General features: G+C 67.6%; 14 protein-coding genes. 10 read left to right on the top strand and 4 right to left on the bottom strand.

The window, feature by feature from the left end:
* Positions 1-9 precede the first annotated feature (9 nt).
* The 3 genes from A5705_RS15725 to A5705_RS15715 form a co-directional block, all read right to left on the bottom strand.
* Complete coding sequence (locus A5705_RS15725) at positions 10-828, bottom strand: class I SAM-dependent methyltransferase (protein WP_067879039.1); 819 nt, start codon at positions 826-828, stop codon at positions 10-12.
* The gene (locus tag A5705_RS15720; protein ID WP_067879041.1) at positions 825-1295 is read right to left on the bottom strand and encodes a GbsR/MarR family transcriptional regulator; all 471 of its coding nucleotides are present in this window, start codon (positions 1293-1295) and stop codon (positions 825-827) included. Before A5705_RS15720 ends, A5705_RS15725 begins: the two co-directional genes overlap by 4 nt.
* An 82-nt stretch (positions 1296-1377) precedes the next feature.
* A complete protein-coding gene (locus A5705_RS15715; RefSeq protein ID WP_068278481.1) occupies positions 1378-2397 on the bottom strand; it encodes a nitronate monooxygenase family protein in 1020 nt (339 codons plus the stop codon).
* Positions 2398-2474: 77 nt separating this feature from the next.
* Between A5705_RS15715 and A5705_RS15710 the strand changes: the two genes are divergently transcribed.
* The 3 genes from A5705_RS15710 (at position 2475) to A5705_RS15700 (ending at position 6900) form a co-directional block, all read left to right on the top strand.
* On the top strand, positions 2475-4085 hold the full coding sequence (locus tag A5705_RS15710) for an arylsulfatase (RefSeq protein WP_068278479.1): 1611 nt from the start codon (positions 2475-2477) through the stop codon (positions 4083-4085).
* 81 nt (positions 4086-4166) lie between these two features.
* A complete protein-coding gene (locus tag A5705_RS15705) occupies positions 4167-5816 on the top strand; it encodes a cytosine permease (protein ID WP_067879050.1) in 1650 nt (549 codons plus the stop codon).
* 85 nt (positions 5817-5901) lie between these two features.
* Positions 5902-6900, top strand: a complete 999-nt coding sequence (locus A5705_RS15700) for a Gfo/Idh/MocA family protein (protein ID WP_067879053.1) — start codon at positions 5902-5904, stop codon at positions 6898-6900.
* Positions 6901-7016: 116 nt separating this feature from the next.
* Here A5705_RS15700 and A5705_RS15695 read toward each other — a convergent pair whose 3' ends face one another.
* Entirely contained in the window at positions 7017-7874 is an 858-nt protein-coding gene (locus tag A5705_RS15695) for a sugar phosphate isomerase/epimerase family protein (protein WP_369803333.1), read from the bottom strand.
* 121 nt (positions 7875-7995) lie between these two features.
* Here A5705_RS15695 and A5705_RS15690 point away from each other — a divergent pair, with 121 nt between their 5' ends.
* The 7 genes from A5705_RS15690 (at position 7996) to A5705_RS15660 (ending at position 16304) form a co-directional block, all read left to right on the top strand.
* Positions 7996-8682, top strand: coding sequence for a TetR/AcrR family transcriptional regulator (locus A5705_RS15690; RefSeq protein ID WP_067879056.1), 687 nt, complete (start codon positions 7996-7998; stop codon positions 8680-8682).
* Between the two features lie 154 nt (positions 8683-8836).
* The gene (locus A5705_RS15685; protein ID WP_067879059.1) at positions 8837-10039 is read left to right on the top strand and encodes a cytochrome P450; all 1203 of its coding nucleotides are present in this window, start codon (positions 8837-8839) and stop codon (positions 10037-10039) included.
* Positions 10039-10875 (top strand): mycofactocin-coupled SDR family oxidoreductase, encoded by an 837-nt coding sequence (locus A5705_RS15680; protein WP_067879062.1) that lies wholly within the window; start codon positions 10039-10041, stop codon positions 10873-10875. The genes A5705_RS15685 and A5705_RS15680 overlap by 1 nt, the downstream gene beginning before the upstream one ends.
* A 28-nt stretch (positions 10876-10903) precedes the next feature.
* Positions 10904-11872: an enoyl-CoA hydratase/isomerase family protein gene (locus A5705_RS15675; protein ID WP_067879065.1), complete on the top strand. Its 969-nt coding sequence runs from the start codon at positions 10904-10906 to the stop codon at positions 11870-11872.
* A gap of 18 nt (positions 11873-11890) precedes the next feature.
* Positions 11891-14209, top strand: coding sequence for a CaiB/BaiF CoA-transferase family protein (locus A5705_RS15670; RefSeq protein WP_068278477.1), 2319 nt, complete (start codon positions 11891-11893; stop codon positions 14207-14209).
* A complete protein-coding gene (locus A5705_RS15665; protein ID WP_067879070.1) occupies positions 14206-14970 on the top strand; it encodes an SDR family NAD(P)-dependent oxidoreductase in 765 nt (254 codons plus the stop codon). Before A5705_RS15670 ends, A5705_RS15665 begins: the two co-directional genes overlap by 4 nt.
* Entirely contained in the window at positions 14967-16304 is a 1338-nt protein-coding gene (locus A5705_RS15660) for a hypothetical protein (protein ID WP_231982465.1), read from the top strand. The genes A5705_RS15665 and A5705_RS15660 overlap by 4 nt, the downstream gene beginning before the upstream one ends.
* Positions 16305-16437 lie beyond the last annotated feature (133 nt).

Below are 16437 nucleotides of genomic sequence, written 5' to 3'. Positions count from 1 at the left end.
GAGGACGCGTCAGAAAGCGAAGCGGTTGAGCACGTCGTAGTTGCGCAGGGGCGTGGCGTTGACCAGGCGCCACAGCAGCCGCAGCGGCGCCGAGGGTATCCGCTCGCAGAGCGCCCCCGCGGTGGACCGCTCGAGGAGGCGCAGGCGCGGGTTCCATCGCTCGATCTCGCGGGCGTCGCGGATGCCCCATTTGGTGATGCCCTTGGTGAACAGCTTGGACAGCCGGGGACCCATCGGCGACACGGTGTCGAACAGGAGTTCCCCGCTGCCGAACCGGTCGGTGAGGCGCCGCAGCAGCGTGCGCACCTCGGGTTCGGTCAGATACATCACCAGCCCCTCGGCGACCATCAGCATGGGACGATCCGTCGAGACCTCGTCCAGCCAGTCGTCGGTCACCGACGAGCCGATCATCCGGTAGCCGTCACGGTCGTCGTACAGCTTGCGGCGCAACGCGATCACGTCGGGTTGATCGACGTCGAACCACCGCACGGTATTCGGTGGGTTCAGCCGCAACGCCCGGGTGTCCATGCCGCAGCCGAGGTGCAGCACGACGGCGTCCGGATGGCGGCGCAGGAAGTTGGCGCTCCAGTCGTCGAGCTGTTTGGCGCGCATGGTGACCATGTACTGGTTGGAGCCCGGGCGCATGGCGCGACGCATCCGGGCCCAGTCGTAATCGATGCGGTCCACCGCCTCAGCGGCGGCGGTGTCCCCGAGAATGGGCGCGGGCGAACGGCTTTCGTATGCCCGTAGATACAGGGTGCACAGGTTCGTCCACTCCACCGAACCCCACGCCACGTCGCTGAAGTCGACTTTGTCCGTCAAAGTCATGGCTGCCTTTTCCCCTCCCGATATTCGGTCCACAGGCGCATCAGCTCCTCGCGATAGTCCCGGGTGCAGAACTCGCAGAAATCGCGGAAGTCCTCGACACGCTGCCGTTGCTCGGCGCGGTCGTCACCCAGCACGGACAGAGCGAACTCGGCGGGCTCGATGCCCAGCCGCATCAGCGACAGCTGCGTTTCCAGCACGCTGGTGAACCCGCCCGGCGCCACCCGGTAGAGATGCTGGCGGTCGGGGCTCGGCAGGCGCTGCACCATGCCGCCTTCCAGCAGTTGCCGGGCAACGGTGCTGATGGACGCCTTGCTCACCGACAGCGCGTCGGCCAGCTGGGTCAACGACTGCCGCGGCGGATCGCAGATCAGCAGCCAGCCGTACACCCGGCCCATGGTGCGGGTGGCGCCGAGGAGCTCGAAGAACAGCCCGAGGCGGTCGACGAACTCGGCCTCTTCCGGCGACATCACGACCTCACACTGTTCGTTCAGTACGTACTAAACGTAATGTACAGCGCCGTGCCGGCTGTGGGAAGGGACGAGGCGATGATCAGAGGCCGGATGCCAGCCGCCGCAGGATGTCCGCCGCGGGCTCGGCGGTGGCCTGCCGAAACCCCGTGCCCGCCCAGAGGTGGACGTAGTCGGGCTTGCCCGCGGCCGCGGCGGCTTTGCGCATCCCGGTGGTGAGGTAGTGAATCGCCGGATAGCCCAGCGGGGCCTCGGCTTCGTGGGCGTCGATGAACGCGTTGCGCAGTCCGCGCGCCGGGCGGCCGGTGAACGCCCGGGTGATCACCGTTTCGGTGTAAGCCGGATCGGTCAGGGCCGCCTGGTGGGTGGCCGAGGCGCCGCTCTCGGTGGCGCGCAGCAACACGGTTCCGACGACGGCCGCCGCGGCGCCCGCGCCGATCACGTCGGCCACCGCGGCCGGGGTGGCGAGCCCGCCGGCGGCCATGATCGGCAGCGGAACGGTCGCCGCGACCTGTCGCACGAGGTCCGCGATCGGCACCGGCGTCAGTGGCCGACGTGGCGAGAGCGTGCCCGAATGCCCCCCGGCGGCCGCCGCCTGTACGGCCAGCATGTCGGCGCCGGCTTCGTGGGCCAGCGCCGCCTCCTCCGGCGTCGTCACCGTTTGGACGACGACGCTGTCGGCGCGTTGCAGGGCCGCGATGACGTCGCGCGGCGGTATGCCGAAGGTGAACGACACCATCGGCACGGGGTCGTCGAGCAGCAACGCGATCTTCTCGTCGAACCTGTCGGTGTCCTCGATCGGCTCCGGCGGCAGGGTAATGCCGAACTGGTCGGCGTCCTTCTGGACGATCGCCGCATAGGCCCGGTAGTCGTCGGCGTTGATCGGCAGGGGATTGGGCGCAAACAGGTTGATGCCGAACGGGATTCCCTCGGCGCGGACCTTCTTGATCTCCGCTTCGACGGCGTCGACGCTCTTGTAGCCGGCCGCCAGCATGCCCAGGGCGCCCGCTCGGGTCGCGGCCGACACCATCGCCGGCGTGGTGGGACCGCCCGACATCGGGGCGGCGACGAGCGGAACGGACATCCCGAACTCTGCCAGCATTCATCGACAATAGCCCGCTGGTGCCGAGGCGGCTCCGGCGTTCCATCCCGGCCCCGGACCTGACAGGATGCTTGACCGTGAAGCGACCCAACTTCCTCGTGATCGTGGCCGACGACCTCGGGTTTTCGGATATCGGCGCGTTCGGCGGCGAGATCAATACGCCCAACCTGGATCGGCTGGCCCGCGCGGGCGTCCGGTTCACCGATTTTCATTCCGCCCCGGCCTGTTCACCCACCCGGGCGATGCTGCTGACGGGGACCGACCACCACATCGCCGGGATCGGCACGATGCTCGAGGTCGCGGCGCCCGGATTTCAGGGCGCGCCCGGCTACGAGGGCTACCTGAACGACCGCGTGGTGGCGTTGCCCGAACTGCTGCGCGACGCCGGATATCTGACGTTGATGTCGGGCAAGTGGCACCTCGGTCACACCATCGAGACCTCGCCGTGGGCTCGGGGGTTCGAGCGTTCGTTCGCCTTGCTGCCGGCCGGCGCCAGCCATTACGGCCCCGCCGCGGGCGGCGGATTCTCGCCGGTGGCAACGCTTTACACCGAGGACGACCAGTTCGTCACCGTTGGCGACGACTTCTACTCCTCCGACTCCTACACCGACACGCTGCTGCGGTACCTCCGCGAACGTCCCGGCGACCCTGAAAATAAAGACCGCCCGTTCTTCGCCTACCTGCCCTTCCAGGCGCCACACTGGCCGCTGCAGGCGCCGGACGAATCCATCGCGGCCTATCGCGGCCGCTACGACGCGGGCCCGGACGCGTTGCGCGAGGCCCGCCTGGAGGCGCTGAAGAAGCTCGGCCTGTGCCCGCCCGACGTGGTGCCACACCCCGTCGTGGCCGACGGCGCTCCCGAGTGGGCTGACATGACCGACGACGAGCGCGCGCGGTCGGCCCGCAGCATGGAGGTTTACGCGGCGATGGTGGACCGGATGGATCACAACATCGGGCGGGTGATCGACTACCTGGCCGAAACGGGGGAGCTGGACGACACGGTCGTGATCTTCTTGTCCGACAACGGCGCCGAGGGCGCGATGGTCGAGGCGATGCCGCTGCGTGGCCCCCAGATCGTCGCGCAGATCGAAAAGTATTGCGACAACAGCCTCGACAACCTGGGCCGAGCCAGCTCGTTCATCTGGTACGGCCCCCGGTGGGCGCAGGCCGCCACCGCGCCGTCGCGCCTGCACAAGGCGTTCACCACCGAAGGCGGGATCCGGGTGGTCGGCTTCGTCACCTGGCCCGGCTTCGCCCGGCAGGCCGAGATCGGCACGGCGTTCACCACCGTGATGGACATCGCCCCGACCGTCCTCGAACTCGCGGGCGTCACCCACCCCGGCACCACCTACCGAGGCCGTGCGATCGAACCCATGCGCGGTCGCTCGCTGGTCTCCTATCTGTCGGGCGACAGCGAGACGGTACACGGCTCCGAAACCGGCACGGGGTGGGAGTTGTTCGGGCGCCGGGCGATTCGGCAGGGCGACTGGAAGGCGGTGTATCTGCCGGCGCCGTACGGGCCGGGCGCCTGGCAACTCTACGACCTCTCCGGGGACCCCGGTGAGATCGACGATCTGGCCGACGCACGGCCCGACAAGCTCGCCGAGTTGCTGGCGCTGTGGGACCGCTACGTCGAGGAAACTGGGGTGCTCCTCGGCCCTGTCTCGGTGTACGACGCCGACCTGTAGCGGCCAGCCCTCACAGGAAACCACCAGGCGCATCGGCTATCTTCGGCGCGTATTTGCGGCGGGCAAGGGCGGGGGGCTGGGATGACGCGCGGAATCGAGAAGTCCGTGGCGGCGGCCGATCTCGACACGATGACGGCGGCCAGGGAGACGCTGGAGGATTACACGCTGCGCTTCGCGCCGCGCAGCTACCGACGGTGGTCCACCGCGGTGGTGGGCATCTCGGCCCTGGGCGGCATCGCGTATCTCGCCGACTTCGCGATCGGCGCGAACGTCGGGATCGCCTACGGCACCGGCAACGCGTTGTGCGGCATCGCGATCTTCGCGGGGGTGATCTTCCTGACCGGATTGCCGCTGGCCTATTACGCCGCGCGCTACAACATCGACCTGGATCTCATCACCCGCGGTAGCGGTTTCGGCTACTACGGGTCGGTGGTCACCAACGTCATCTTCGCGACGTTCACGTTCATCTTTTTCGCGCTCGAGGGCTCCATCATGGCCCAGGGCCTCCAGTTGGGGCTTCACGTGCCGCTGTGGCTGGGTTACGCCTGCTCGACGCTGCTCATCTTCCCGCTGGTGATCTATGGCATGAAAGTCCTTTCCCAGCTGCAGGTTTGGACCACGCCGCTCTGGTTGATCCTGATGGTCGCCCCGTTCGTCTATCTGCTGGTCGGCCACCCGCACTCGATCGGCCAGTTCTTCGCGTACGGCGGCCGCGCGGGTAACGGCCAAATGAACATCGGCTCAACATTGTTGGCGGCCGGGGTGTGTCTTTCGCTGATCGCCCAGATCGCCGAGCAGATCGACTACCTGCGCTTCATGCCGCCCCGGACGCCGGCCAACGCCCGCAGCTGGTGGACCTGGATGCTGCTGGCCGGCCCCGGCTGGGTGGTGTTCGGGGCGATCAAGCAAGTCATCGGCCTGTTTCTCGCCGTCTACCTGATCTCCAACGTCGCCGGCTCGACGCCGATCGCCAACCAGCCGGTCCACCAGTTCCTGCTGATCTACCGCAACTTCATGCCGCCGTGGCTGGCGCTGACGCTCGCCGTGGTCCTGGTGGTGATCAGCCAGATCAAGATCAACGTGACGAACGCCTACTCGGGCTCACTGGCGTGGACCAACTCGTTCACCCGCGTCACCAAGCACTATCCCGGGCGCGTGGTGTTTCTCGGCGTCAATCTCGTCATCGCGCTGATCCTGATGGAAGCCAACATGTTCGACTTCCTCAACACCATCCTCGGGTTCTACGCCAACTGCGGGATGGCGTGGGTGGTGGCGGTGGCGTCCGACATCGTGATCAACAAATACCTGCTGAAGCTGTCGCCGAGGACGCCCGAGTTCCGACGCGGCATGTTGTACGCCATCAACCCGGTCGGCTTCGGTTCGTTGCTGCTGGCCGCGGGGCTGTCGATCGTCGCGTTCTTCGGCGGCCTGGGCGCGGCGCTTCGGCCGTATTCGCCGCTCGTCGCGATCGTCCTGGCGGTGGTCATGCCGCCCGTCCTCGCGATCGCGACGAAGGGCAGGTACTACCTGCGGCGCAGCGACGACGGCATCGACCTGCCCATGTATGACGGCCACGGCAACCCCTCGGCCGAGCAGTTGAAGTGCCACGTCTGCCATCACGACTACGAACGCCCCGACATGCTGGCCTGTGCAACCCACGGCGCGCACGTCTGCTCGTTGTGCTTGTCGACCGACCGGGTGGGCGACCACGTGCTCCCGGCCCGCGCGTGACGATTCCGGCGAGTTCGGGCCTGGGCGCCGACGTCGATTTCAACGGTGGCCGCGGCGGATCTGACCAAGTGCTAGCGTCTGACCCGTGGCTGAAAATCGGGCTCCGATCCGGTTCGGGATCCTGGGTGCGGCCCGCATCGCGCCCCTCGCGCTCGTCAACCCGGCCAAGGAAAGCGGCGAGGTCGAGGTGGCCGCGGTCGCGGCACGCGATGCGTCGCGCGCGAAGGCCTTCGCCGGCAAACACGGCATCGCCCGCGTGCACGACAGCTACGAAGCGCTGATCGCCGACCCGGACCTCGACGCGGTCTACATCCCGCTGCCGAACGGCCTGCACGGCCGGTGGACCCGCGCCGCGCTGGCCGCGGGCAAGCACGTCCTGTGTGAAAAGCCGTTCGCCGCCAACGCCGCCGAGGCGCGCGAAATCGCGGATTTGGCCGCGAGTTCGGACCGCGTGGTGATGGAGGCCTTCCACTATCGCTATCACCCGTTGACCCGGCGCGTCGAGGAGATCATCGCCTCGGGCGAGCTCGGCAAGCTCCAGCGGGTGGAGGCCGCCCTGTGCTTCCCGCTGCCGAGATTCTCCGACATCCGCTACAACTACTCGCTGGCCGGCGGGGCGACGATGGACGCGGGTTGCTACGCGGTCCACATGGTGCGCACGTTCGGCGGTTCGACCCCGGAAGTCGTTTCGGCACAGGCGAAATTGCGGAACCCGCGCGTCGACCGGGCCATGACCGCCGAGGTGAGGTTCGCCCGCGGGCACGCCGGCCGGGTGCGCTGCTCGATGTGGTCGTCGCGGCTGCTGGAGATCAGCGCGCGGGTGGTCGGCGAACAGGGCGAGGTACGCGTCCTGAATCCGGTGCTACCGCACCTGATCAATCGGCTGAGCGTCCGGTCGCCCGAGGGCAAACGCGTGGAGCGATTCTCGCGCCGTCCCTCCTACGCCTATCAACTGGACGCTTTCGCCGGGGCGGTGCTACGCGCTCAGCCGTTTGAGACGACCCCGGAAGACGCGATCGAGAACATGACCGTCATCGACGCGATCTATCGCGCCGCCGGGCTTCCCCTGCGCAATCCGAGCTGAACCTGCACTGCGCGCCTGCCCGGGGTGTAGGGGTTTGGCCCCGTTCGAGCCCAGGGCGCTGCTCCGCGGCCAGGACCGAGCCTTTCGGCCAGGCCGCCCCGATGGCCTGACGCGGATCAAGGAATCTCGGCCAGCAGCCGGCGCGCCGCTTCGACACAGGGGCGGAAGCGATCGACCGGGGCGACACCGGCCAGCGCCAGCGACCGCCGTGGCACTTCGATTTCGATGACGATGTCGGGCGGTAACGCGGAAAGGATTTCGCGCAGCGGCAATTCGCCCTCGCCGGGCACCATGCGCTCAAACATGGCTTCCTCCATGTAGTTGTCGCCGCGCGGACGCAAGGTGGTGTCGTTGAGTTGGGCATAACCGATGTGGCCGGGGTCGATCGCCGCCAGCTCGGCGGCGCCGGAACCCGATCGCACCAGGTGCATGGTGTCGATCAGCAGGCGAAAATCGGGCCGCGCCACGTGATTCACAGCGGCCAGTGCGGTGCGCAGGTCACCGACGGTCAGGCCCGGTACCGGCTCGACGACCGTCTGGATCCCCCGTTGGGCCGCAAGCTCCGCGAGAAGCGCGAATTGGTCGAAGGTGCGGTCGAGGTCGGGGTCGAGGCTGACGACGTTGATCCGGGGAACGGCCAGTTCGGCCAGCACATCGAGATCTTCGGCGAAGCCGCCCATTTCGGCGCCGGGCAGGACCAGGAACCCGTCGCCGAGCGAGATGGTCACGTCGCGCTCCCGCATGGCCGCGAGGATGCCACGCCTGAGCGGCGCATCGCGCAGCGAGTAGGGCTGATAACCCAGGGGCACCAGCGGCGCTCCCCGCACCACAACGGACATGTGCCTGCAGCCGAGGTCGCCGGTGAGGTTGACGAATTCCACTGGCGGGAGCCCGAACCCGCCGAGGAAACCGATCCCGAGCCGATCCACAGGCTCACCTGTTTCTTCGATGATCGGCGCCACCGGGGTGCCCACCGAAACATTTCACCACACGGTTGCCGGAGACACGGTTGCCCCGACCGGTGCCGGCCGACGGTCGCTCGTCTCTTTACCAACACTACGAATATAGAGTAGCCTTACGGTCCGGAATAACGCCATGGACAAACGACGGAAACCCAACCCCACCGAGCGCCGCCGTGATCTGTGCGATGCGGCGATCCATCTCCTGGCGGACGAGGGGGCCAAGGGGCTGAGCCATCTCAAGGTCGACCGACAGGCGGGCGTGCCCGACGGCACGACCTCGTTCTATTTCCGGACCCGCTCGGCGCTGCTGCGCGCCGTGGCCGAGCGCCTGGCGGACCTCGACCTGGCGACGCTGCAGTCGGTCGCCGACGACGACTCCGCCGACCGCCTGCAGCACCCGTCGCCGTCGCGGTTGTCGCAGGTGGTGATCCAAGCCGGCAGCGAACCGCAGTTGTCGCGGACGAAGGCCAGATACGAGCTCACGATGCAGGCCAGCCGGGATCCGGCGCTGGCCGCGATCCTGCAGCAGGCCACGGACGGATTCACCAAGCTGCACCGCGAAATCCTGGTGCAGCTCATGCCGCGCGGCGGCGAGTTGGAGCCGGCGGTGGTCGAGGACATCAGCAACATCACCCTGACCTTCATCAACGGGCTGCTGCTGCGCTTCGCCCACGGCGACCGGATCGTCGACACTCCCGAACAGCTCGATGGCATCTTGACGGCCATGGCCACGGGCATTCTGAAGAGCTCGGACAAGGGGCGGCTCACCCGGACCGGGGGCGCACCGGCGGGCCGGCGCCGGGCGGCCGCCCCGGGTTGAGCGCACCGACCATGTTTCGCCCCGCCGGGTCTTGCCAGGGCACCCGCCGTATGGTTCTCTACGAGAATAGAGTAATCCGGCATTCACGCGCTTTAAGCGGTGTGTACAAATTGCCCGGACCGATTCCGGAAAGCGCGGCGACAGGAGGCATTTCGTGACGGCGAGCACCGACAGCGATGTTCATTTCGACCCCTACGACGTCGAGCTGATCGCCGACCCGTATCCGATGTTCGCCCGCCTGCGCGACGAGGCGCCGCTCTACTACAACGCCGAATACGACTTCTTCGCGTTGAGCCGGTACGCCGACGTCAACAAGGCGCTCGTCGACCATGGCACCTACAGCTCGGCCCGGGGCGTCATCCTCGAGCTCATCAAGGCCAACCTCGAAATCCCCTCGGGGATGCTGATCTTCGAAGATCCGCCGATCCACGACGTGCACCGCAAGCTGTTGTCGCGCATGTTCACCCCCCGCAAGATCAACGCGCTCGAGCCGATGATCCGCGAGTTCTGCGCACAATCGCTGGATCCACTGGTGGGGTCGGGGCGGTTCGACTTCGTCACGGACCTGGGCGCGATCATGCCGATGAAGGTCATCAGCGCCCTGCTCGGGATTCCCGAAGAAGATCAGCAGTACATCCGCGATCGCGGGAACGCCCAACTGCGCACCGAACCCGGCAAGCCGATGAGCGCCGCCGAGCACGGCTTGTCGGTGGGCGAGCAGTTCGAGGCCTACATCGACTGGCGCGCCGACAACCCGTCCGACGACATCATGACCGAGCTGCTCAACGTCGAGTTCCTAGACGAGACCGGCACCACCCGGCGGCTCACGCGCAGTGAGATCCTCGTGTACCTCAACGTCGTTGCCGGAGCGGGCAACGAAACGACGACCCGGCTGATCGGTTGGGCGGGCAAGGTGCTCGCCGAGCATCCCGGCCAGCGCCGCGAACTCGTGCAGAACCCCCAGCTGATCCCGCAGGCGATCGAGGAGTTGCTGCGCTTCGAACCGCCCGCGCCCCACATGGCGCGCTACGTTACGCGCGACGTCAGCCTGTATGGCAAGACGGTGCCGGAGGGCAGCGTGATGATGATGCTCCTCGGGTCGGCGTGCCGCGACGAGCGCCAATTCGGTCCCGACGCGGGTGAATTCAACATTCATCGCCCCGCCCGCCCGCACCTCACCTTCAGCGTCGGCGCGCACTTCTGCCTCGGTTCGGCGCTGGCCCGGCTGGAAGGCCGTGTCGCCCTGGAGGAAATCCTCAAGCGCTTCCCCGAGTGGGAGCCCGATCTGGCCAGCGCCAAGCTGAGCCCGACGTCGTCGGTGCGGGGCTGGGAAACCATGCCGACGGTAGTGCCCTGATGACGGGGCGGGTAGCAGGGAAGGTTGCGCTCATCAGCGGCGCCGCCCGGGGCCAGGGCCGCAGCCACGCGGTGCGCCTGGCGCAGGAGGGTGCCGACATCATCGCGGTCGACATCTGCGGACCCATCGACAACCTGGCCTACCCGCACTCCGCCCCGGCCGATCTCGCCGAAACCGCCGAGCTGGTGAAGGCCCAGAATCGGCGCATCGTGACCGCCCAGGTCGACGTGCGCGATTACGACGCCCTCAAGAACGCGGTGGACGGCGGGGTGGAACAGCTCGGCCGGCTCGACATCATCGTCGCGAACGCCGGCATCGGCACCTTCGGCAACAAGCTGCACAAGATCGGCGAGAAGGTCTGGCAGGACATGATCGACGTCAACCTGTCCGGTGTGTGGCACACCGTGAAATCCGGTGTGCCGCACATCATCGCCGGCGGGCGCGGTGGGTCCATCGTGCTGACCGGTTCCGTCGGATCGCACAAGGCCATGGCCTACACGGGCCACTACATCGCCGCCAAGCACGGCGTGATCGGGCTGATGCGCGCCTTCGCCGTCGAGCTGGGCCAGCACATGATCCGCGTCAATTCGGTGCACCCCAGCCAGGTCAACACCCCGATGACCATGAACGACGTGACGTTCCGCCTCTTTCGCCCGGACTTGGAGAACCCCGGACCCGACGACTTCGCCCCGTTCTCGCAGATGACCCACACGCTGCCGGTGCCCTGGGTGGAGGCCGCCGACGTCAGTAACGCCGTCCTGTTCCTCGCCTCCGACGAATCTCGTTATGTCACCGGCGTTTCGTTGCCGGTTGATGCGGGCGCCTTGCTCAAATAACTCAAATAGCAGAAGTGGAGAAAACCCTATGCCCGAGTACGACTACGAGAAGCTGAAGAAGGAAGCCGAGCAGTACATCAAGTTCGAGAAGGACAAGAAGAACCGCATCGCCTACATCACCTTCGACCGCCCCGACGCCCAGAACGCCACCACCTTGGGGATGCGGCAGAACTACGCCGACCTGATTCACAAGTGCAACGTCGACGACGACGTCAAGGTCGTGGTGATCCGCGGCGAGGGTGAGGATTTCGGCAGCGGCGGAGACTTGCCCGAGCAGCGACCCATGCTGGAGAACCCGGGCCTGCCGCTGCTGCACGAGCTCGCGATCAACGACGACGACGTCAAGTACCCGCCGGGTGGGTCGTACCGCTACCTGTCCACCGTCACCGACTTCTACGCCAAGGCCCGGGCCGGGAACCGGCCGCTGCAGGAGTTGCGCAAGATCAGCATCATCGAGGCGAAAGGTTACTGCTACGGGTGGCACTTCTATCAGGCCGGCGACGCCGACCTGGTCGTCTCCTCCGACGATGCCCTGTTCGGGCACCCGGCCTTCCGCTACGTGGGCTGGGGACCGCGGCTGTGGTGGTGGGCCGAGACCATGGGCCTGCGCAAGTTCTCCGAAATGCTGTTCACCGGGCGGCCTTTCAGCGCCAAGGAGATGTACGAGTGTGGCTTCGTCAACAGCGTGGTGCCCCGCGAGAAGCTGGAGGACGAGACGCTGAAGTATGCGATGGCCTGTTCCCGTTCCCGTCCGACGGACACCGTGGCCGTTCAGAAGACGTTCCTCGAGCTGTACAAGCAGCACAAGGGCGAATACTTCGGCAGCCTGCTCACCGGCCTGGTCGAGGGCATGCTGCCGCTGATCCAAAACGACGCTCAGGAAGTCGACCTCACCGAGGGCACCTTCGAAAAGGGGCTCAACAACGTGGTCAAGGACAACGACCTGAACTTCCCGCCGGAGTGGCGCCTGAGCCGCTCGGGCCGGAAGAAGCCCTGACCGCCCGAGGGCGCGCCCATGTCGGCGTTGACGGGCTTCAGGATCGTCGAGTTGGCCGGGACGGTCGCGGGGGAGTACTGCGGAAAGCTGCTGGCCGATTTCGGCGCGGAGGTGATCAAGGTCGAGGCGCCGGGATGCGGCAGCCCCACCCGCGCGATGGCACCTGTTCTCGCCGACGGGTGCGAAGGCAGCGCGCTGTTCGCCTACCTCAACACCAACAAGCGCTCCGTGGTGCTCTACGATCCCGACCGCCTGCACAGCCTGATCGGCACCGGGGACGCGGTGCTCGAAGACCGCGCAACCGGCTGGTCGGAACGGCATCCGTCCGTCGTGTTCTGCTCGATCACCCCGTTCGGCGTCGGCGCGCCCGCGGAATTCGACAACGCGAAGAGCCTCAACGTTTTCCACGCCAGCGGCTGGGGGTATCACACGCCCAGTCACGCCGATCCCGCCAGGCCCCCGTTGCGGGGACCCGGACGATTCCTGGCCGACTACGAGGCGGGGCTGGACGCGGCCCTGTGTGTCGCGGCGTCGCTCTTCGGGCGGATGCACACCGGGCGTGGTGAGGTCATCGACGTGTCGCAGCACGCCGCGCTGGTCTCGCGCGCCGACTGCATCCTGGGCCGTTTCATCACCGGCGAGGTGCCGGCCGAGGGGCGCCGGGGCGATTACGACCAGGCCGGACCGGCGGCGTTTTTCGCGTGCGCCGACGGCTTCGTGTACCTGTACATGACCAGCCGCGCGCACTGGCTCGGCGTCAAGAAGCTGATGGGTCACCCGGAGTGGTTGACCGCCTTCGACGAAGACTGGCTCGAGTTCTCCGTCACCCCGGAAAAGGTTGCCACGTTCCGGCGCGAATTCGCCGCCTGGGTAGCCGATTTGGACAAGGACGCGGTGGCCGACCGGGCGCAGCGGTTGGGAGTTCCGCTGGTCCCCGTCAACGATGCCGCTGACTTGCATCGGTCGCCGCAGTACCGGCACCGCGGCTTCTTCCAATCCGTGCATCACCCGGTGCTGGGCGACGCGGCATACGCGACCGTGCCGTACGCGCTCAGCGCCTCGCCGGCCCGAATCGGTTCTGCCGCACCGGCCCTCGGTCAGCACACCGCCTCGGTCCTGGACCGGCTCGATGATCCGCGCACACCACCCTCGGCAAGGGCGCCGCAACTCAAGCCGCCCGGGCGCCGCCGCGGCGGGCCGCTGGAAGGGGTGCGCGTCGTCGAGCTCACCAAGGTGTGGGCCGGTCCCTACGCCGGCAAGCTGCTGGCGATGCTGGGCGCCGAAGTGATCAAGGTCGAAACCGCCCGCAGCCCGGAGGAGATGCGGGCCTACGGCGGCACCGACGTCAATCACGCCCCCTACTTTCTCAGCATCAACCCCGAAATCCTCAGCGTGGAGCTCGACATCAAGTCGACCGAGGGCATGGCCCGGCTGCGCGAGCTCATCGCCCGCAGCGACATCGTGATCAACAACCTGCGGCCCGGCGCCATGGAGCGTCAGGGCCTGGGCTACGAACAACTCACCGCCATCAAGCCGGACATCATCTCGGTGTCGATCAAGATGTGGGGCAACGACGGGCCGCTCGGTCATCAAACCGGTTACGCGCCATGCTTTGCCGCGCTGGCCGGGCTCGCCGCGCTGGTCGGCTGTCCGGGCGGCCCGCCGCTCGGGACGAGCATGCGCTACGGGGATTCCACCGTCGGCGCTGTCGGCGCCTACGCCGCCGTGGTGGCGCTGCTGCATCGGGAGCTCAGCGGCGCCGGCCAATTCGTGGACGTGTCGGCGGTGGAGGCCCTGTCGTCGATGATCGGGGACTGCCTGCTCGAGGAAAGCCTGACCGGAGAACCCCTGGAGCGCAACGGGAACGCGCATCCCGATATGTGCCCGCACGGCTGCTACCCGTGCTCGAACGACTCCTGGGTCACGGTGGCGGTGGCCAACGACGCCGAATGGCGTGGGCTGTGCTGCGCGCTGGGCGCCGTGGCACTGGCCCATGACCCGCGGTACGCCACCATGGCCGCGCGACGCCGTCACAGCGAAGCGCTCGACGCCGAACTCTCGGGGCTGACCCGCAACCACGACGCCGAGGAGCTGGCCCACCGGCTGCGGGCCGCGGCTGTGCCGGCGGGCAAGAGCGCCACCGCAATCGATGTGATCGGCGATCAACGATTGTGGGACCGCGAGTTGTTTCGCTTCGTCTCCGACCACCGCGAGGGCCAGCGCCCGATAGTGGGACCGTCGTGGCGGATGGCCCGCTGTCCCACGCGGATCGAGCGCGGCGCGCCGGACCTCGGCGAGGACAACGAGTACGTGCTACACGAAATACTTGGCGCATGAGGCCGACACTCGCACACACCGCGGCCCTGGTGACCGGCGCCAGCAGCGGCATCGGGGCCGCGACGGCGAAAGCGCTGGCGGCCGAGGGCGCGGCGGTGGCCCTGCTCGCGCGCCGCGCCGACCGGCTCGCCGCACTGAAGGCCGACATCGAATCCGCCGGCGGCACAGCGTTGCCCGTCGCGGCCGACGTCACCGACGCCGAGCAGGTGGCGGCGGCCGTCGAGCGCGCCGTCGCCGAGTTCGGCCGCCTCGACACCGTCGTGAACAACGCCGGGCTGATGCGCTCTGGGCCCGCGGCCGAGGCCCGCCTGCAGGATTGGGACGACATGGTCGCGGTCAACGTACAGGGGGTCCTCTACGTCACCCGCGCAACGCTCCCGCACTTGATCGCCGCCGCCGCCAGTTCGCCCCGCGGTGTCGCCGACCTGGTCACCATCGGTTCCACCGGCGGCTGGGTGGCGCGGCCGAACACCGCGGTCTACTCGCTGACCAAGTTCGGTGTCAACGCGTTCAGCGAAGGCGTCCGGCAGGAAGTGCTGGGCAAGCGCGTGCGGGTCGGGGTGGTCAGTCCCGGCACCGTCGACACCGAGATCTTCAGCCACCTGGCCGAACCGGCGCGCGAGGCGGTCGAGCGTCAGACCGCGGGGATGGTCAAGTTGCGCCCGGAAGACATCGCCGACGCCGTTCGCTACATGGTGACGCGGGACCGCCGGGTGGCGGTCAACCACATGCTGGTGCGTGCGGCCGAGCAGACGTGGTGACCGGCGACCAGTTCGGCCTGGAAATCCCGGTCGACCCGGCCGCATTGCGCAGCGTCGGGGCAGGCTTTCTCACCGAGGCGTTTCGGGCGTTCGGCGTGCTCGCGGCCGACAACGGCGTCAGTGGCATCACGGGGTTCCGCGAGGTCGCCGGCGGCAGCACCGGGCGAAAAGCCGTCCTGTCGGTCGAATACCAGGCCTCGCAACCCGGCCTGCCCACCGAATTGTTCGTCAAGTTCTCCCGCGATCTCGACGATCCGGTGCGCGACGGGGGAAAGACCCAGATGGAGCCCGAGGTCCGGTTTGCCGCGCTGGCCCAACTTCCGGGATTTCCCATCGCGGTACCCGCCGTGCAATTTGCCGACTACGAGCGCCGGACCGGAACCGGAATCCTCATCACCGAGCGAATCCGGTTCGGCGGCAACGGGATAGAGTGCCAATATCACAAATGTCTCGACTATGACATGCCCGATCCCGTCGAGCACTACCGCGCACTGCTGACCGCGCTGGCCCGCCTCGCCGGCACGTATGGGCCCGGACGCCTGCCCAGCCACCTGGTCGCGCACTTTCCGCTCGACATTCAGGCCGCCACGGTGGGCGAACGTGCGCCACACAACGCCGATCGATTGGATCGCCGGGTGGCCCGGCTGGCCCAATTCGTCGAAACCCACCCCGGGTTGGTGCCCGCCAATGTCGGCTCGCCAGATTTCTTGGCGCGCTTACGCGACGACGTGCCACGCGTGGCACACCACGAGCACGCGATCATGCGCCGGCTGGCCGGCGACCTGGAGTACGTTGCGCTGTGTCACTGGAACGCCAACGTCGACAACGCCTGGTTCTGGCGGGACGCCGACGGAGCCCTGCGTTGCGGCCTGCTGGACTGGGGATGCGTCGGGCAGCTGAACATGGGCATGGCGATCTGGGGAGCCATGTCCGGCGCCGAAACAGAGTTGTGGAATGTGCATTTCGGCGAATTACTGGACCTGTTCGTGGCGGAAGTTCGGCGTTGCCGCGGCCCGCGCCTGGATCCGGGGCGGCTGAGCCGGCACACGCTGCTCTATGCGGCGGTGATGGGCGTGGCCTGGTTGCTGGACGTGCCGGCATTGCTTCGCAAGCGGTTCGGGCCCGCCACACCCGCGAGCCGCATGGATTCGAGAATCCGCGACGACGAAAGCGTGCGTGCGCCACTGCAGATGTTGTGTAACCTGTTGAACCTCTGGGAGCGCCACCGCGTGGGCGACCTGCTCGACGCGGCGCTGGCCGAAGGCGGGTCGAGCCTGCCCGGGCTTGGCGGCAGTGCGATCATGTCGGCCGTACGTCGCGCGGATACTTCATAATCCCTTGTGTCACAGTAGTTTCAGTGGTAACAGGACCGGCCGTTTTGTCGGTGGGGGTTCGTAGGGTTTGGGGTATGGGTGCGAGCAGTCGTGAGGAGATCGTCGAGGTCTTTCGCGCGCTCGATGCGGCCGT

Origin of the sequence: Mycobacterium sp. E787, assembly GCF_001668725.1 — a bacterium.
GTDB lineage: Bacteria > Actinomycetota > Actinomycetes > Mycobacteriales > Mycobacteriaceae > Mycobacterium.
The sequence above is the reverse complement of the archived record's forward strand: the minus strand, read 5'-3'. Positions and strand labels throughout refer to the sequence as shown.

Coding starts and splice junctions, on each gene's coding strand:
- A5705_RS15725 (WP_067879039.1), bottom strand. CDS start 828: ATGACTTTGACGGACAAAGTCGACTTCAGCGACGTGGCGTGGGGTTCG.
- A5705_RS15720 (WP_067879041.1), bottom strand. CDS start 1,295: ATGTCGCCGGAAGAGGCCGAGTTCGTCGACCGCCTCGGGCTGTTCTTC.
- A5705_RS15715 (WP_068278481.1), bottom strand. CDS start 2,397: ATGCTGGCAGAGTTCGGGATGTCCGTTCCGCTCGTCGCCGCCCCGATG.
- A5705_RS15705 (WP_067879050.1), top strand. CDS start 4,167: ATGACGCGCGGAATCGAGAAGTCCGTGGCGGCGGCCGATCTCGACACG.
- A5705_RS15690 (WP_067879056.1), top strand. CDS start 7,996: ATGGACAAACGACGGAAACCCAACCCCACCGAGCGCCGCCGTGATCTG.
- A5705_RS15680 (WP_067879062.1), top strand. CDS start 10,039: ATGACGGGGCGGGTAGCAGGGAAGGTTGCGCTCATCAGCGGCGCCGCC.
- A5705_RS15675 (WP_067879065.1), top strand. CDS start 10,904: ATGCCCGAGTACGACTACGAGAAGCTGAAGAAGGAAGCCGAGCAGTAC.
- A5705_RS15670 (WP_068278477.1), top strand. CDS start 11,891: ATGTCGGCGTTGACGGGCTTCAGGATCGTCGAGTTGGCCGGGACGGTC.
- A5705_RS15665 (WP_067879070.1), top strand. CDS start 14,206: ATGAGGCCGACACTCGCACACACCGCGGCCCTGGTGACCGGCGCCAGC.